Raw genomic sequence first — 16,805 nt, forward strand, 5'->3', positions numbered from 1 at the left:
ATCAGTTGTTGAGCAGTTCGAGCAGGTGCGTTTGGACCGCGCGCGGGCCGCCAGCACCGACGTAGGTGATCGGCGCATGCACGGTCCGGTTGCCGCCGCGCGGCTGTGTCTCGAGCGCGGTCACCATGCGGTCGAACAGCGCTGTTTGCCGCGGCGACAGCACCCGTTCGGGTTCGACGATGTCCTTGGCGAGCAGGCCGCGCCCGACCGCGACACCACCAGAGTCGAAGCTGTCGATCGCCGCTGCCGCGCCCACCGCCAGCGCGCCGGTGAACACTGCGGCCACACCGCCCAGGGCCGCGCCGACCATCGCGCCGACGGCGGCACCGATGGCGGTACCGATGATCGGAATGAAACTGCCGATGGCCGCGCCGATGGCGGTACTGGCGAGGGTGATCATCGCGCCGAGGATGGCGGTCATGATCGGGATCACCACCGCGGTCATCAGGTATTTCAGGACGGCCTTGATGAGCTCGCGGTTGAGCCGGTTCTGTTCAGAGATCACCAGGTCACGGCTGGACTCGTTGCGCTGCATAAGTTCGGCGGTGTCCGCGACGATCCGGCCTTGGGTGTCGAACGACCCGATCAAATCCCCACGCATCCGCTGGATTTCCTCGAGCGTATTCAACAGAGTGTCCCGGACCTCGATCTCTACACCGGTCAACTGCACGATCAGGTCCACCAGCTGCCCGCCCGAGATGTCCTTACCGAGCACGCCCCGGGACTCGGCGACCCGCGACGGCTTCTGCTGCAACGCTGCGTTCGCGATGTCCTGCGCGACCCGCTGGAATGTCTGTGCCGCGGTATTCGCCACGGACACCACCGCGTCCGAAATCGCGGAGACCGCATCGAACGCGGATCCCGGCGCACCGAACGGCGCCGCCTGCTGTGGGGTATCCAGATTCGACGGCAACGCTTGCACCGCTGCTGTGGTCCGGTCCGTACCGGCCGTGATTTGGGTGCCGATGCCCTTGAGCCAGCCTTGGATCACACCGACGGCAGCGTCCATACCGGACTGGATGATCGGCTGGAGAACGTCGAAGCCCAGCCGCTGGGCGATATCGTCCAGCGCGGCTTGCAGCTGCGCGGTCTGCGCTGCTGTCACAGCTTCCTGACTGGACTCACTACGCTCGATCAGATCCCGCGTCTCCGCCAGGGTTTCGCCTTGCTCCGCGATGGCCTTCTGTGTCGCCTCCACCTGCGCGGCCTGCTGCTGCTCAGCCACCGTGCTCACGGTGGCGACTCCGGACCCCATACCGGCGATCCGTTGCAGCGCAGCCACCAACGCCTCGAACAACCGGGTCTGCTGCGGGTCCAACACCCGCTCCGGTTCGAGCACGTTTTTCGGCATGAAACCGACGCCGCTGGCGATACCACCGGAGTCGAACGGGGTCAGCAGATCGAACGCCCGCCCGGCCGCCCGCCCGGCCAGCTCCTGCGCCTTCGACCACACTCCCGGCAGCGCGCCACCCAGATCACCGACCAACCCGGCTAGGAACTCCACCGACTTGTTCTGCGCGACCGTGAGGAACTCTCCCGGAACTTGATTCCACAACGGTGGGGGAGGCCCGATCCGTGATTCGATCTCCCCACGGATCGGGTCGGTGATCTCCTTGAATATGCGGTTGATCTGCTGCTGAACGAACCCGGATTGGTCTGCGGGCGACGGGCCCACCGATCCGCCGGTGCTCGGCTGGAAGAAACCGTTGGCCCCGATCGGCAGCCCGTACAACATCTGGAAGCTGCCGACCGGAGTTCCACGGCCGTAGTGCACATCGCCCAGCGCGCCACCGGATTCCACCCGCGCGGGCGCGATTCCGAGTTCCGGGATGCCGCGCAGCTCGCCAGCGGTGTGCCCACCGCCGGGGCCGCCGTTGGAGACGCCGATGACCATGCCCACACCGTCGGTGAGGTTGTGCACGAACCCCTGCGGCCCCACCTGCTGGCCGGAGAAGAGGCCGGTGTACCAGTACCGCACCCACTGGTTCATGCCCATGATCACCGCCGCAATGCTGGACATGAACCCGGAGCAGTCGAATGAGTCACCCACCCAGCGCGGTCCGGCCCACTGATAAGGGCGGCCGTCCTGTGCGCGCGCGAAGTCGTGACCGGCCTTCAGCTGATACATCCACGGCATGACCGCGCCCCCGTCACGGAAGCGCGGCAACAACGGGTCGAACAGCCCTTGCGGGTCCACGTTCCCGATACCTGCGGACTTCACCGCGGCCCCGTAGGCGTCGAGGTTCTGGCGGCCCAGGTCTTGGACCACCCGGCCCCCGTCCCAGGTGAAAGGGATTCCGCGAGCGATCATGTCGCGGATCGCGTACCAGACGTTTTGTCCACCAGCGCGGATCACCTCGGCTGCGGTGATGATGTGCTCACCCGTGGACAGCCACGCCGGGATCGAATCCGATGTGCCGGTGCCGGGACCCCACACCGCACCACCGGTCGCGAAACCCAATGTGACAGGGGGGATCTCCGGTGCGCCCGGCAGGAACTGATTGACCGCGTTCCACGCCTTTCTGAGCCCGTCGTTGAACACCGTGTTGACGACGAACCGGACCGGCACGGCCGCCGCTTCCCGTAACTGATCGAACTTCTGTGCGATGCGTTCGACACCCGTGTCGAACCAGCCCTGCACTGTGTCCCACGCTCGACCCAGCGCGGGGAACGCGGTGTCGGTGATCCAGGTGAACGCGTCGGTCACCTTGCCGCGCCACCACTCGATCACGTCGGCGACGGTCTGCAAGCCCATGCGCAGCTGATCAACCCAGTCTCGGATGGCTGGGATCACGTACGGGATGATCACGTTCTGCACGAGCCAGGTCAGGGCATCGATCAGCTTGACCACCTGCGGGGTGATCTGGACCAGGATGTCCACCAGCGGCGGTAGTAGTTCGGCCGCCATCCGCGCGAACTCCGGCAGCAGCGGAGCCAGCGCCAGCAACAAATCAGAAAACGATCGGACGAGGTCGGGGATCGAGGGCGCGAGCTGCCGGATCGCATCAGCCAGCGCGACACCGACAATCCTCGCCGTCTCAGCGAGTATCGGGGCCAGCTCCGCGATGACCGGCTGCATCTGCGTCGCGAAATCGGATATCACCGGAGCGAGCGCGGTCGCCACTTCGGTCAGGGCTGGTGCCAGGGCCTGTAGAACCACGGACAGGTTCTCCGCGATCAGCGGCACCAGCGGAGCCACTGCGGTCACCAGCGCGGAGAAGGCGGTCGCCATGGGTCCGAGGCTCGGGGCGAGGGCCTGAACCGCGCCCACGAGTGCGCTTCCAACCGTCTGTGCGATATCGGACAAGGGTCCGATAAGGGGCGTCAGTGCCTGAAGCGCAGCACCCAGCAGTTGCGCGATCACCGGAAGCACCGGCCGCAAACCTTCAGCAAGCGCGGCGATGAAGGTGCCCAGCTGCGGCATGATCGAGGTCAGGGAGCGAGCGAATTCCGCTCCCAGCGCGCCCAGGGACGGCGCGATCGTGGTAAGCACGCCACCGATGGACGCGAGCAGCGGTCCGAGTTCCGGTAAGACAGCAGACCCGAGCGTGATTAGCGACGACACCAGACCGGCGAGCAGCGGCGCCGCACCCTGGAGAACGCCGGTGAACCCGCTGAACAGCTGCGCGAGCTGCCCGGACTCGGCCGCCGAGCTGATCACCTGCCCGATCGACCCACCGATCTGGGCGATGGCCTGACCGAACCCGAACATCGCCGGTTGGGCGGCAGCGACGAAATCGAGGATGCCCTGTGTAAATCCTCCAGCACCCGCCCGCATACCCTCCAAAAGATTTACGGTCCCCTGGAATACGGACCGGATACCTTCCATGCCGCGGGCGCTGCCGATGAAGTCCAGGAAGGATTTCGCCGCGATGTTCATTTCGCCGGCGACCCCGGTCATGCCTTCCTTGACCACGGGGATGACGCGTCCACCGACATCGGTCAGCGATGCGGCGAGTCCGTCGAACGCGGTCTGCTGCACGCCCTTCTTGAGGTCGGTCAGCATCGGCATCAGCCCGCGACCGGCGACCACGAATTCCGCTGCGGCCGGGGCGAGTTTCGCCATCGCTTTCGCGTAGTCGTCGGCTTTCGGGCTGCCCTGGGATTGCGCTTCCGCCACTGCGGCCTGCGCCTTGACGACCTGCTCTTGTGCCTTGACCAGCGCGGTGTTGGCGTCGGTCACTGCCTGGTTCGCGTCGGCTTCTTGCTTGCGGGCCGCGATGACTTTCTTGTTGCCTTCGACACCCGCCTCGCGGGCCTTATTCGCCTCATCCTGGAGATCGACGTTCGCCTTCTGCGCTTCCTCGTAATCGAGTTCCGCATCCCGCAGTCGCAGCAGCGCATCGATCCGGTCGTCCGGCGTCTTCGCAGTCGCGACGGCCTTCTGCGCTTTCTCCAGCGCCCGCCGTGCTTCATCCTCCGATAGCGCTGACCGCTTCAACTTCGCGTCGTATGAATCCAGTTCGGAACTGGCGTCGGCGAGCGCGTCGGTGACGGCCTTCGTCGCGTCGGCGGCGGCCTCCTCGGCGTCGGTGAGCGTGCGCCGCGCGGAGGTGACCCCATCGAGCGCGGACTCGACCTGTTCCTGTGCCGCGGCCACAGCCTTCGCCCGGGCCGCGCCCTCATCCCCCGCCGCATCGGAAGCATCGGCTGCCGCCTTGAACGCGTCCTTGATGCCCGACAGCCCGACAGCCGCGGTGGCGCCGATCGCCGCGGCGGCGGGACCGAGCGCGGCCATCCCGAGGACCAGGCCACCGACCGCGCCCGCCGCCGCACCGGCCGCACCGCCAATCGCGGCGAGCGCTGCGGCGACTCCGGCCCCGCCACCAGCTATCGCGCTGAAACTTCCTGACAGGCGCGTGAATTTCGCGACCGCGCCGTCAGCGTCGGTGTCTACGTTGACGCGGACGTTGCGGGATTGGATGTCGCGCAGCAGCGCCGCGATAGCGCGTAGTCGCGCCTCGTCGGCCTGGATGTCGATCCGGACGGTGATGTTCTTGTCGGTCAGCCGCCCGATTGTGCGCAGCGCTGGAGCAATCGCCTGTAACCGATCCAGGTCCGCTTGCGACATGTCCAGGTTGATCTTGATCCGGACGTTCTTGTCGCTGAGGTTGCGGATGCTGCGCAGCGCCGGGGTGGCTTCCTTGAGCCGATCCAGGTCCGCTTGCGACAGATCGACATCGATCTTGACCTTGATGTTCTTGTCGCCCAGCGTGCGGATGCTGCGCAGCGCGGGCGCGACCTCTTTGAGCCGATCCAGATCCGTCTGCGACAGATCCACATCGATCTTGACCTTGATGTCTTTGTCGGTCAGCGTCCGGATGCTGCGCATCGTCGGGCCGAGCGACTTCAACCGCTCCAGCTCGGCGTCGGTCATGTCCAGGTCGAACTTGACGTTGACCGTCTTATCGGCCAGCGCCTGCACGCCCTGGATCGCGGCCAACTGATCAGCCGAAACATTCAGGTCGAGATCGACCTTCATGGTGACTGTCTTGTCGGCCAGTGTCTGGATCGCAGCCAGCGATGCCAGTTGATCGGAGGAAACATTGAGGTCGAGATCGACCTTCGCGTTCGCGGTGAGGTTCGCACCGGCCAGCGTGGTTTCGGCCGCACTGATGGCCCCGGCCACGTCGAGGTCGACCTCGACATGGGCTTTCAGGTCCGCGCCGGCCAGCTCGGTTTGGGCGGTGGAGATGACCCCCGCCATGTCGAGGTCGATCTTGATGTCGAGCGGTTTGATGTCCAGTTCGGTTTGAGCCGTGCGCATCCCGTCGAGGACCGCGTCCCGCAGCGACGTCCCGAAGTTCGACCCATCAGCGGTGATGGGGATACGGATGCCGCCGGGAGAAGTCACGGCGGGGAAGGTGGCAAACAGGGGCGCAAACCCCAGGTCAGCCGACCCCCAAACGAATTCCTAACTCAACCGAAATTTGGTCGAAGGTCAGGCCAACCCATCCGCGGCGAGTTCGTCGGCGACCGCGCCGGACAGGAAATTCGTGGCCACAATGCGCGTTTGTAAAATGAAGGCGCACAAACGAATAGGGCTCCGGCGGTAGCGCGAACTACCCCGGAGCGTGGCCCACTGGTTAGGAGTGGACATGACGCAGCATATCTGCGCTATCGAATACTGCAACAAACCGGCCGTCGGACGTGGCTGGTGCCGCGCGCACTACACACGGTGGCATCGGTACGGCGATCCCCTGGCGAGTGCCCCTCGCGCTGCGCGTGCGCTCACCTGCACAGTGGAGGACTGTGAGCGGGACGCGTTCAAGCGCGACCTGTGCCAGCTGCACTACCACCGGGAGCAGCGGAAAGGGTCTGCCGGTCAGGCCAAACCGATCAAGGAACGGGGCGCGGTCGTGGCTCACATCGCTCGGCGTGTTCCGTCGATGACGCCCGAGCGGTGCGAGACCGAATGGCCTTTCTCGCGGTCGAAGGGGCGACCGGCGGCCTGGGACGCGGACCGCCAGCGGAATGTCGGCGCGGTCCATTACGCCTGGTATCTCCTTCACGGCCGATGGCCTTCGCAGTTGAATCACACCTGCCACGACGGCGACTGCTGGAATCCGCACCACGTCTACGAGGGAACCCAGCAGGAGAACGTCCGCGACATGATGGAGGCGGGCCGGTATCGAGGACTGAGCGGAGCCGCGTCCCCCGTCGCACGCCTGACCGCTGATCAGGTGCGCGAGATCAGGGCGAGGTACGGCGGGAAGTACGGCCAGCGGCGTAGTCTCGCCCGCGAATTCGGCATCTCGGAATCCACGATCGACGGAGTGCTCAAGGGCAAGACATACCGCGACTGCACGTAGAGGTCAGCCCAAGTCGTCCGCTGCGATTTCGTCGGCGACAGCACCAGCCAGAAAGTGGATCCCGCGTTGGCCTGGGTGGTTCACCCGCATCGCGAATACCGTGCGGCCTCCGGCCTGGAACGCCAGCGCGCGCGCTCGCCGGGGCCGGATCACATGTGGGTCGGTCCCGTCCTCCATGTACCGGGCGTGTGGTGCGCTGGCGAATACGTCCAACCGGACCGATGACGTGTTGGAGGACACCGATGATCCGATACTGTCCCGCAACGCACCGGTCCGGACAGGCACCCGCCTCCGCGCGTTCGTGACGATGCGCCGACCGAGTCCGCCCATGATCGGCACTGCGCGCGACACCGCGACCTGCTGCGCCCCTTCCGCCGGTTCGTACTGCGCGGTGAGTCGCACCTGTAGGGGCATTGGCTATTCCTCGGTGGTGCGAGGGCGGCGGGTCCGCTTCGTCTTCGCCGGCTCGGCTTCAGGGACGTCGATCGGCTCCGAGACTGTCTCGGTCTCCTCAACCACCGGTGGTGTTTCCTCAGCGACCGCAGGGGCTTCCTCGACCGGTGGCGGGTCGAACGGGACCTGCCGCACCAACCTGTTCCGCAGCAGTCCTCGGATATAGGGGGTGAGTTCCACGGTGCGCTGCTCGCCCTCCCCGAGCGCATCGGAGGTGACAACGCCCTCGATGGTGATCTGCATACTTCTCGTCCTCCTACAGTTGAGCACTCGCTGTGGTGAGCCATGCGGTCACCATTCCTTGGGGGCCCCACGCCTCACCTGCGCCGATTGCCGTTGCCGTTGCCGCCTGTACCTCTTCGGCTTGCCGCATGGCCGCGCAGAGCGCCGCCTCGATCCGCCACCCGTCGTCCCACTGGATTTGCGCTTCCTCCCACAACTGCTCCAACGACCCGTCCATCGGGTGGCAACGTGCTATCCCGGCTTCGATCGTGATGGCGCGTTTCGATCCGCAACCAGCAGAAGCGGCCTCGTCAGGGAACACCGCAGTGCGCCCTTGCGACGACCCCCCGGTACGCCAGCGGCGAGCCAACCGCACCCACAGGTACGGGCCGCAGCCATCACACGACGGTTCGTCGTCGTCTCCGCCGACGAGCCACGGCGGCGGAACCACTGTTTCCCCGGCGAGCACCCACACATCCGTGGTGCCTCCGCCGAGCGGCGGCACGTCCTGCGCGGGGTCGAACCACTCTCGCAGCGAATCGACCACGAGACCGAGCACGCGAACAGCTTTGTCGGCCACTATGCACCGGCCGGGTAGTCGGGGGAGCTGACCGAGGAGGGTGCGACGAGCTGGTGGGGGTTGATCGCCGATATCCACATGTCGATCTCCGGAATCCCCGTGCTCCGCGACTGGAACAGGACGGCGGGGTCTTTCATTTTCATCGAAACGCCCTGCCGTGTAAGAGATTCCACACGCCGGGGGAGTCGGCATTTGCCGCCGTTGCACGCGTTCCAGAACTCCAACGCCAGCAACCCCACCATCTCGTCGGCACCTGCTGGCGGCTCCAGCCCGGACAGGTACTCCACCACCCAGGTGCCCGGCATCCCAGCTGGTTTACCGAGGTCCTGGTTCGGCCACCGGCCGCCGGTCGCGTATAGCCGGTCGCCCTCGAGCGCCCATGCGTCCTCGGCCAGCGCCACACCGTCGACGGTGACCGCGGTGACCTCGTACACCGGTCCCGGCAGATGCACCACCCCCGGCCCGCTCACCGTGCATTTCGGTCCGCACACACACTCCGCTGTCACCCAATCCGCCGCGCTGCCGACATACCAGGACCAGCCCGGCATCCATGAGTCCTCACGCTGAGACGGGCACGGCCGCGCCAGGCGAGGGCACACCCCGAACTGGCGGCCGGTCAGCGCCCAGAGGATCAGCACCGCGGTATCTACACAGTTCTGCATCCGCGCGATGTCCGTCTCAGCGGTCACCTCCGGAAGGCATCGGGTGGAGGTGGGCCACGTGCAGCTCATGGTGGGGACCGTATGCCGGTGGGGTGCAGCCGTTCAGGGCATGGACACGCACAGCTGGTCGGCCATCACCATCGCACCCAGCCACGACGGGTGGATCGAATCCGGGGTGTATTGGTCGACCAGGTTCTGTGCGGTGGTGCCGCGCAGCGCGCCGTCGAAGTCGACCAGGCCGCTGCTGAACGTGGGCAGCTGGCTGATCCATTCGTTGTAGGTCAAGCGGACCGCGTCGCCGGTCGAGCCGCGCGCGAGGATCGTGGCCATGTATATCGGTGCCGTGACACCGAGTGTGGATTGCAGGTAGGACACGATCGTGAGCACGTCGGCTTGCATCTGGGCCAATGTCCTACCGCTGTTCATATCGTTGCTACCCGCTGAGATGATCACTTCGTCGATGTCGGATGCGGTGAAGCTCTGCCGATTCCACAGGTAGTTGCTGGCTGGGGTTGTAGCGAAGTGTGTGAGCGCGATTCCGGCGAGCGACAGGTTGACGATCAGCCGGTTGTCGCGGGCCGCCCACAACCAGAACGGGCCACGCCACAACGATGTCGAGGACAATGACGAGTTGCCGCCCATGATGCCCTCGGAGATCGAATCACCGATCACGAGAGTGACTTTCCTGCGTGAAGTGACCTGGTACTCCACGACCCAGTCGAACGGGATGTACTGCTGTGTCGCACCAGATCCCGCCACCGTCGGATCAGTCGCCGACGTGCTGTTGGTCCAATGCCAGCCACGACCACACCCCGTCGACACAGCAGTGCTGGAAGCGAACGTGTAACCGAACGCAACCAGCATCTCCACACCAGCTGGGAACTGATCACCGCCAGCGGTCACCCATGGCGAGGTGTACCACGTGCCGTCACCCGGAATCGTCTGGTCCGTGCTGACGATCGTGGTAGCCGCGTTGCCCGTAAAACTGCCTGTTTCCAGGGCTGTTCCAGTCGTTGCCCTTGCGTGTCCGCCGACGATGAGCTTCTTCAGTGTCCCCGCGGTGAGGTTCGTCTGGCCGTAGTCGCGGTTGCGGATCTTGATCCGCCACTGCGTCGTCGTGGTGGGCAGCTTCACCACGAACCGGACACTGCCAGCCGTCGCCGCGCTGATAGAGGTAGCCACTGTGCCACCCAGGCCGCCGTTGCTGTGCGGCAGCGTCAAAGTCCGCGACGGCGACGACAGATCGGTGATCGTGTCGCTGCCGGGCAGCTCCTGGGTTGTGCCCGCCACGTTGACCAGCGGGAGCCGCGCCACCATCAGGCCAGCACCACCGGCGGTTGCGACTGGAAGTTGAGAGCTGCGGCTGCTGTAGCGAATCCGACCCGCTGCACCACGTTGCCCGATCCGGACGGAGGTGTGGCGGTTGCCAGCCCCGCGGTCGTCGACAGGTACTGCACACCGGGCGTCAAACCGGTGACACCGGAGTTCGTGCCCTCGAAGTAGACCGTTGCCGCGGCACCACTCGATACCGCGCTGAGCACGAACCCGTGTGCTTCTTTACCTGCCACGGTGGCATCTGCTTTGCGGGCCTTGGCGCCCGTGCTGTTCCAGATGTTGACCAGATCGCCTGCTGCCAAAGCTTCGGAGGTCGTGACCGATGCAGTGTCTGCGGCGATGCCTGTCGGCATCATCGACGTATCGAGTTTGCCTGCGGTATCCAGTGCTGGGATCTTGCCCGCGTCACCAGCACCGGCCGATGTTTGGATTGCGGCCTTCTCGGTGATGGTGCCCGCGTTGTTGTAGAGGTATTTGTCGCCAGCCATGGTGTTCTCCTAAACGAGGTCGATCGACGGTTGACGGTCGACATAAATCGAGGTGAGAGTGGTTGCGGTGCCGAGTACCGCCAGGAAGTCAGCGCCCACGGGGGGCGTCTGTGTGAGTAGGCCGTTCGTGCCGAGGAAGATCGCGCCCCCCGCCGTCCAGGACCAGGACCCCTCGGTGATCTCACCGAGCGCGACCATCGACACCAGGTCCCCGGCGTTGGCCGCGCCGAGCGTCACCCAGATCGGCACATCCATATGCGCGGGGATCACGCAGGAGGCGTATTCGATCTGCTCGTCACCGCGGCGATAGACCGCGCGGTGCCCGCCGAGTGGGACACCAGCGGTGCCGGTGAGAACGACCCGCGATGTGGCCGCGTCCCCCGGCGGCCCCGGCGGGCCAGGCACCGGCACAGCCACCACCCCGGGACCATCCTGCGGAACCGCCAGCACATACCCGAATCCCGGTTTCCGACAGCCGAACTCGACATTCCCCTCCGCCCACAGCAGAGGTTCCGAATCCGGGTAGAACAGCCACAACTGTGCCCAGCTGTGCCGCGGCACCGCTTGGACGTTGACCGACGGGATCGCCCACGACATCAACGGCCCCGCGACGGTGGCGGTCCAGACGGCTTCGAAATCGGTTCCGCGGGCGGTGAGCTGGATTTCGGCGGTGGTGCCGTCCGGCCACGACACCGCGACACCCTGCGCGGTGCGCAACTCGATCCGGCCGACGAAATTGGCGGCCGGATCGAGCGACAACGTGAGCGGGGCAGGAACATCCCCCAGAGTGACCACGAGCTCAGTCCTGTCGGGCCACGCCCGCGTTCGCCCAGTACATGGCCTCTTCGATCTTCGTGAGAGCAGAGGCCAGCTCACGTGGGCGACTGTCCGGAACGGTGTCGTTGACCACCTCGGCGAACGCGCGGGCCGCCGCGCGGATCGTCTCGTGCGCCTCACGCCGTTCGTCGGTGGTCGCTGGATGAAACGCGAACCGGTTATCGAGATCCTCGCCAGACGCCATCAGTAGACGCCCCCGGCCTGCGACTGTGCGATCGTCACGTTCGGGCTGGTGCCGCCGGTCAGGTTCGCTGTCTTGGTCATCAGCGGGAGATTCAATTCGGCCAGATCACCGACGAATTCGACGGTGTAAGGACCACCCGTGCTGCCGGTGACAGTGACGTTGTCCTCACCGATCGTGGACAAGGCCTCGAGCGCGGCCTGCACCGCCGCCGCTGCCGCGTTGTAGGCGAGCGGCGTGGTGGTCGCACCCTGGTAGATGAGGGAGAACGTGCCACCAGTCGGGGTGCCGGTGATGGTCACCGTCTGGATTTCGTTGGAGCCGACCGCGCCACACGCAGGCTGCGACGGTGCGGTCGTCGCCGCGGTCTCCCCGTAGTACGGGGACGGCAGCACCAGCGGGCAGCAATCCTCGTCGGCCTCCGGCGGCGCGACGGTGGTCTCGAAGCTGATGTGATGGGCGCCGATCTCGATCGGCTCCAACATCCGGCGCGGGGTGTTGGAAGCATCCGCGGGCATCACGTTGTACGGCGACAGCCCCCACCGGGTCGGGCTGTTGGTGATCCCGTTGAGCTTGAACGTGGACACCTTCGCACCCAGGTCGAGGTCAGCGCCGAGTGCGAACTCACGCACGGCCGGCCACGCCAGGTACCCGTATTTGGTGGTGTCACCGGCCGCGCCGGTCAACAGGATGTCGTCGGTGGTGGGGATCTCGTCGCACTCGTCCTCGGAGCCGACGCCGGTCCAAATCTCGACCGCCACACCACGATCGGGGCGACCGGACCGCTTGTCGGTGAAGCCGATCGGCTTGCCCTCCCAGCTGGTGACGAGCTTCCAGTCCAGCAGCATGTTGTACAGGCAGGTGTTGACCTTGCACAGCTCCAGGCCGATGTTCCACCACTTGCGTTCAGCGGGGGTGCGGTCCGAAACACACACCCGGCCTTCACCGTTGGTTTGCTCGAGTTCTTCCGCGTCCCGCATGACCGGGCTCGCAGTGAGGGTGATGAGCCCACTGGTGGTGAGGCGCGACCGCGGTCCCGCGATCGGCATCCCGCACCGGTCGACCACGGTGAAACGCGCACGCCTCACCTTGACCATTCCGTATGTCGCCACGTCCGTCTCCGAGTTTGTCCACGTGGCTGCCCGGCCCCGGAACACGACGCAAGGTAGAGGGAGGGGGCGCAGCGGCCCCCTCCCTCACGGAGTGGTGATGTCGACCTTGATTTTGAGCGGGATATTATCGCCGCCGAAGTTTCACCACGAACACAAATCCGCAGGTCAACGGCAGGTTATAATATTTCTTCCCTCATTCGGGGCGTGCGTGCTTCCCCGTCGCCTGCGCGACCAGAGACGCGGTTTCCGGATCACCACGCAGTGCGGACCCGATCGACGTCAGGATCGAAATACCGGCCGCGACACCAGCGATGCCGAGCCCGTTGGTGATGCTCGCCCAGTCCGGTCCGGCGAGGTAGATCACCGATATCGACGGAATCAGCGCTTGAACGAACGTCTTCGTCGCCCGCTCGGCGGTGTCCTTCCAGAACGCGCTACTCCACATTCGAATCACCCGCTTCTCTCGCATCGGCCGCCGAGTCTCCTGCGGCGACGGTGTCGTCACTCGAAGCCGACTTGCCTGCATCGGTCTTCGGGGTTGTGGCTTTGCCTCTCGGTGCGGCCTTCGCCGGGGGTGCCTTCTTGGCGGGGGCCTTCTTCGCCGGTTCGGCGTTCTTCTGTTCCTTCGCGAACGCCGCTTCTGCATCGAGCCATGCTTCGAACGCGCGGACCTCTTCCGGGCTGAACACGCGTTCCGGCTCCTGAACGGTCGTCGGCGAAAGGCCGATCTCGCTGGCGACGCCACCGGAATCGAACTCGCTGTCCGCCTCGACCGGGACCAGGCCCGCCGCTTCGGCGATGGCGGTGGTGACTTGATACCCGCGTCCGCCGCCCTTGAGAGATACCGAGCGCACCGCGCGCGCGTTCCCCGGTCCTGCCGCTTGGAGCAGTAGCGCCGCCAGCCGTGGCCGGTCGCTGTGGTGAAGTGGTCGGACGGTGGCAGTGTCGCCGTCGATCTCCGTGATTGCCTGCATTTCCTATGCTCCGATCGTTACAGCGGTGGTCCAGCACTCCCAGGTCACAAGCACCTCGCGCTCGGCTACGTCGAGGCGCTGGTTGTGGGTGTAGTCCGGGCCGGAAGACGGGATGACCGGGCCGCGGTGCACAACGACCGGGCCGGTGGCGACGAGGGTTTCGTTCAGGTCCGCGTACCCGGCGCCGAACGCCCACCGGTGGCCGAGCGGGCTGACCAAGTACGAACCCGACACACGCACCAGTTGCGCGTTGTACAGCGGCGCGGCGAGATGCGGTGCTGCGTGGATGACACCGGTGAAACCGAACTCGGCGACGGCTTCCTCGAGCGCGCCAACAGCGGCCACTAGGCCGGTCACGTCGGTGGGGCTACCGGCCATCGCGAGCAGACGCGGCACCAGCTTGTCCTCGACGTGGACGGACTCGTGGAGCCGCTGGAGTTGTTCCGCGCGCTGCGCCGCCTCCGCTGGCGGGACGAGCGCAGAGCAGTTGTCGTGGGCACCGAACACGTCACCGGTGAAGGTGTGCTCGTCCCAATCGGTGCGGCCCTCTTCGCCTTTCGGGGATGGATCGGGTGGGGTGGCGTCGCAGTCGATGGGCCACACCCACGACGGCCCACAGTTCGCGGTCTCGACTTTCATGCCGAACTGGAGACGCGTGTTGTTCTCCAGGATGGTGGCTGCGCCGTATAGGCCACCCGGCGCCGGGTTCGCGAGTGGCGGCCGGTAGACCTCCACGGGCTTCCTCCAATCAGGTCAGGGGTCCAGCCGGGGCGGTGCGAGGGGCAGCCACCGGGAAAGGGGGGTCTCGCACCGCCCCGGACTGGAGAACGGGACGCCGACTAGGTCAGCGTGTTCGGGGCACCGGCCGTGGTCTGGGTGACCGCGATCGACGGCGAGCTGCCACCGGTGAAGCTGCCGGTGGCGGTCATCGCCGGGACGTTGGTCGCGCCCAGCAGGGCCTGGAACGTCACCGTGTAGGGTCCACCGGCCGAGCCGGTGACAGCCACGTTGCCCGCGCCGATGGTGGACAGCGCCGCCAACGCCGCCTGGACCTGCGCCGCGGTGGCGTTGTACGCCAGCGGTGCGGTGGTCTGGCCCTTGAAAGTGAGCGTGAAGGTGCCGCCGGTCGGTGAACCCGAGATGGTCGGAGTCTGGACCTCGTTCACCGTTGTGGGGCAGGTGATCTGCTCACGCGCACCAATGGATCCGTTGGCGCACAGCGGGACCGTCACCTTCTCCGAGATCCGGCAGCGCTTGTCGATCGCGTACTCGTCCTCGGTGAAAATTTCCATGTACCGGTTCTGCTGCAACATGGCCTTGTCGTAGAGGGTGCCGACCTCGATCACCGGCTGAAGGTGCTGAACAAACGCACCCGCCGGGTACAGCAGCGCGTCAACGCTGTTGGGCCACCGGATCGAGTTGACGGGCAGCTCCTGCCAGTGCTGCACCCACTGCATCCTGATGTTGCGCGATAGCAGCCACGAATCGATCTCCTGATCGGTGACCGCCTTCACCTCGCGGCCCTGCTGCAACGCCATGTCCGCCTTCGCGACCTCCAGCGCCCACGCGGGCGCGACACCCTCGATGAGGGCGGTGCGGTCGACGCGCTCCTGCTGCCGGATCAGGGTGGAGCGCAACGCGAACCCGTTGAGCATCGCGCCCGCCGCACCCACCGCGCCACCGGTGATCGTGTACGCGGTCGACACATCGGCCATGTCCATGATCGACCACAGGCTGATCTTGATCAGGTGCGCCTTGACGACCTCCTCCAGGAACCGCTGCACCAGCTCCGGGTGGCCGCGCTTCTGCAGGATGCCCGCGGTCACGCACAGGCCAATCGCTTCGACCTCGATCTCCTGCCAGGTGGTGCACGGGATCTCGACACACGGCTTTGTCACCACCGGGTTGCCGCTGCCGTCGACCGCCTCCAACTCGGTGGCCGTGTACCGCCACGGGAGGGTGGCGTACAGCTCACGGAAGTCCGGTTCGACCGGGCGCCGCTGCCCGCCGCGCGGTCCGAAGTTCGCGCTGGGCAGGGTGAGCAGACCCGTTGCCGGGTTGACGTCGCAGAACGTATAGATCGTCTCCGGGACCGCGCACCAGCCACCGGCCGCGGTAAGCGCGCCCTCGTCATCGAAAGCCGATGCCCGCCAGTCGGTGCGCTCCACCAGCGAGGTCAGCGCATCCCGGTACTCCTCCTCCGACTCGGCGTTGATGATGTCGGCGTCGGAGAAGCCACGATCCAGAGTCGCCAAGCTCAGCGGGATCTTGCCGAGGCTCGCGCCGCCATCGAAACGCAGCGGGTCACGGTTGCCGTAGATCCGTTGCCCGGTGGTCATCGCATTGATCGACGCCGCCAACTCCCGAAAGCCGACGTGCCCGCCCACGTACTTGTGGGCGTTCGGCCGCATGATGAATCCGACCTCGGCGGGACTGGGCGCCTGGGTGGCCAGCGCGCGGCCGGTGCGCGCACCCAACCCCCGGAACGACGGAGCCGCCGGCGCGGGGGCAGGCGGGGTAGTGGACGCGGTCACCGCGGGCGCTGCCGTGGCGGCCTGCTCGGTGATCTGCTCGGCGGCGGTCACGACATCCGCCGCACCGCCGTCGGTGCCACCGGTTCCGCCGTTGTCGGGCGCGGTGCCCTCCGGAGTAACCGGCGCGGCGGCCAGTTCCGGGGTCAGCTCCACTACCGGCTCCGGCGTCGGCTCCGGCACGGCCGCGCGGGCGGCGCGCGCCTCGATCAGTTCGCGCGCCTCGGCCGCGCGCGCGGCGTTCTCGGCGTCGACGGTGTTGATCTGGCCGGTAAGGGTGTTCGCGGCGGTGGTCAGTTCCCGCAGGCGTTCCACATCGGCCTGGCTGATGATCTGGCCGTCGGGGCGGGGTGCGGCCGACACGCGATCGAACTCCGCCTCCGCCTGTGCGAGCAGCGCGGACAGTTCATCCCGCGTCAGCCCGGTCAGGTCTTCGGGCATTTCGAACGGGTCCATCGGTTTCCTCCCAGGGCATGAGTGATTGCTCGGGAGGCCCGCAGCCATACCCCGACTCAGGTGTGGGAGGCCCGCAGCCATACCCCAGCTCCACCGGGAGGCCCGCAGCCATACCCCAGCGATTAGGGCGGAAGCTACGGAAGGGGGGCGCAACACGGGTTC

The 16,805-nt window shown here is 66.4% G+C and carries 15 protein-coding genes; 1 reads left to right on the forward strand and 14 read right to left on the reverse strand.

The features are described 5' to 3' along the window. Position 1: 1 nt before the first annotated feature. Positions 2 to 5,854, reverse strand: a complete 5,853-nt coding sequence (locus ACL03I_RS32205; RefSeq protein WP_412807738.1) for a hypothetical protein — start codon at positions 5,852 to 5,854, stop codon at positions 2 to 4. Between the two features lie 244 nt (positions 5,855 to 6,098). On the opposite strand from ACL03I_RS32205, the gene ACL03I_RS32210 reads away from it, so the two are divergent. After that, entirely contained in the window at positions 6,099 to 6,812 is a 714-nt protein-coding gene (locus ACL03I_RS32210; protein WP_412807739.1) for a hypothetical protein, read from the forward strand. A gap of 3 nt (positions 6,813 to 6,815) precedes the next feature. Here ACL03I_RS32210 and ACL03I_RS32215 read toward each other — a convergent pair whose 3' ends face one another. The 13 genes from ACL03I_RS32215 to ACL03I_RS32275 form a co-directional block, all read right to left on the reverse strand. Beyond that, positions 6,816 to 7,226 (reverse strand): HK97 gp10 family phage protein, encoded by a 411-nt coding sequence (locus tag ACL03I_RS32215; RefSeq protein WP_412807740.1) that lies wholly within the window; start codon positions 7,224 to 7,226, stop codon positions 6,816 to 6,818. A gap of 3 nt (positions 7,227 to 7,229) precedes the next feature. Beyond that, positions 7,230 to 7,508 (reverse strand): hypothetical protein, encoded by a 279-nt coding sequence (locus ACL03I_RS32220; protein WP_412807741.1) that lies wholly within the window; start codon positions 7,506 to 7,508, stop codon positions 7,230 to 7,232. Positions 7,509 to 7,521: 13 nt separating this feature from the next. Further along, positions 7,522 to 8,067: a hypothetical protein gene (locus tag ACL03I_RS32225; protein WP_412807742.1), complete on the reverse strand. Its 546-nt coding sequence runs from the start codon at positions 8,065 to 8,067 to the stop codon at positions 7,522 to 7,524. After that, positions 8,067 to 8,756 carry a hypothetical protein gene (locus tag ACL03I_RS32230; RefSeq protein ID WP_412807743.1) on the reverse strand — a complete coding sequence of 230 codons (690 nt, stop codon included), beginning with the start codon at positions 8,754 to 8,756 and terminating at the stop codon, positions 8,067 to 8,069. The genes ACL03I_RS32225 and ACL03I_RS32230 overlap by 1 nt, the downstream gene beginning before the upstream one ends. Positions 8,757 to 8,831: 75 nt before the next feature. Next, the gene (locus ACL03I_RS32235) at positions 8,832 to 10,046 is read right to left on the reverse strand and encodes an SGNH/GDSL hydrolase family protein (protein ID WP_412807744.1); all 1,215 of its coding nucleotides are present in this window, start codon (positions 10,044 to 10,046) and stop codon (positions 8,832 to 8,834) included. Continuing rightward, positions 10,046 to 10,552: a hypothetical protein gene (locus ACL03I_RS32240; protein ID WP_412807745.1), complete on the reverse strand. Its 507-nt coding sequence runs from the start codon at positions 10,550 to 10,552 to the stop codon at positions 10,046 to 10,048. Before ACL03I_RS32240 ends, ACL03I_RS32235 begins: the two co-directional genes overlap by 1 nt. A 9-nt stretch (positions 10,553 to 10,561) precedes the next feature. After that, the gene (locus ACL03I_RS32245; protein WP_412807746.1) at positions 10,562 to 11,347 is read right to left on the reverse strand and encodes an LtfC-like domain-containing protein; all 786 of its coding nucleotides are present in this window, start codon (positions 11,345 to 11,347) and stop codon (positions 10,562 to 10,564) included. A 4-nt stretch (positions 11,348 to 11,351) separates the two neighbouring features. Next, complete coding sequence (locus ACL03I_RS32250) at positions 11,352 to 11,573, reverse strand: Acb2/Tad1 domain-containing protein (RefSeq protein WP_280413481.1); 222 nt, start codon at positions 11,571 to 11,573, stop codon at positions 11,352 to 11,354. Beyond that, the gene (locus tag ACL03I_RS32255; protein ID WP_412807747.1) at positions 11,573 to 12,682 is read right to left on the reverse strand and encodes a hypothetical protein; all 1,110 of its coding nucleotides are present in this window, start codon (positions 12,680 to 12,682) and stop codon (positions 11,573 to 11,575) included. The genes ACL03I_RS32250 and ACL03I_RS32255 overlap by 1 nt, the downstream gene beginning before the upstream one ends. 193 nt (positions 12,683 to 12,875) lie before the next feature. Then, positions 12,876 to 13,127, reverse strand: a complete 252-nt coding sequence (locus ACL03I_RS32260) for a holin (RefSeq protein ID WP_412807748.1) — start codon at positions 13,125 to 13,127, stop codon at positions 12,876 to 12,878. Further along, positions 13,117 to 13,656, reverse strand: a complete 540-nt coding sequence (locus tag ACL03I_RS32265) for a hypothetical protein (protein WP_412807749.1) — start codon at positions 13,654 to 13,656, stop codon at positions 13,117 to 13,119. The genes ACL03I_RS32260 and ACL03I_RS32265 overlap by 11 nt, the downstream gene beginning before the upstream one ends. A 3-nt stretch (positions 13,657 to 13,659) precedes the next feature. After that, a complete protein-coding gene (locus ACL03I_RS32270; protein WP_412807750.1) occupies positions 13,660 to 14,391 on the reverse strand; it encodes a hypothetical protein in 732 nt (243 codons plus the stop codon). A gap of 104 nt (positions 14,392 to 14,495) precedes the next feature. Further along, positions 14,496 to 16,643 carry a major capsid protein gene (locus ACL03I_RS32275; protein ID WP_412807751.1) on the reverse strand — a complete coding sequence of 716 codons (2,148 nt, stop codon included), beginning with the start codon at positions 16,641 to 16,643 and terminating at the stop codon, positions 14,496 to 14,498. Positions 16,644 to 16,805 lie beyond the last annotated feature (162 nt).

The sequence above is a fragment of the Nocardia sichangensis genome, assembly GCF_047200615.1.
GTDB classification, from domain to species: Bacteria; Actinomycetota; Actinomycetes; order Mycobacteriales; family Mycobacteriaceae; genus Nocardia; species Nocardia sichangensis.

Coding starts and splice junctions, on each gene's coding strand:
- ACL03I_RS32210 (WP_412807739.1), top strand. CDS start 6,099: ATGACGCAGCATATCTGCGCTATCGAATACTGCAACAAACCGGCCGTC.
- ACL03I_RS32215 (WP_412807740.1), bottom strand. CDS start 7,226: ATGCCCCTACAGGTGCGACTCACCGCGCAGTACGAACCGGCGGAAGGG.
- ACL03I_RS32220 (WP_412807741.1), bottom strand. CDS start 7,508: ATGCAGATCACCATCGAGGGCGTTGTCACCTCCGATGCGCTCGGGGAG.
- ACL03I_RS32235 (WP_412807744.1), bottom strand. CDS start 10,046: ATGGTGGCGCGGCTCCCGCTGGTCAACGTGGCGGGCACAACCCAGGAG.
- ACL03I_RS32240 (WP_412807745.1), bottom strand. CDS start 10,552: ATGGCTGGCGACAAATACCTCTACAACAACGCGGGCACCATCACCGAG.
- ACL03I_RS32250 (WP_280413481.1), bottom strand. CDS start 11,573: ATGGCGTCTGGCGAGGATCTCGATAACCGGTTCGCGTTTCATCCAGCG.
- ACL03I_RS32260 (WP_412807748.1), bottom strand. CDS start 13,127: ATGTGGAGTAGCGCGTTCTGGAAGGACACCGCCGAGCGGGCGACGAAG.
- ACL03I_RS32265 (WP_412807749.1), bottom strand. CDS start 13,656: ATGCAGGCAATCACGGAGATCGACGGCGACACTGCCACCGTCCGACCA.
- ACL03I_RS32275 (WP_412807751.1), bottom strand. CDS start 16,643: ATGGACCCGTTCGAAATGCCCGAAGACCTGACCGGGCTGACGCGGGAT.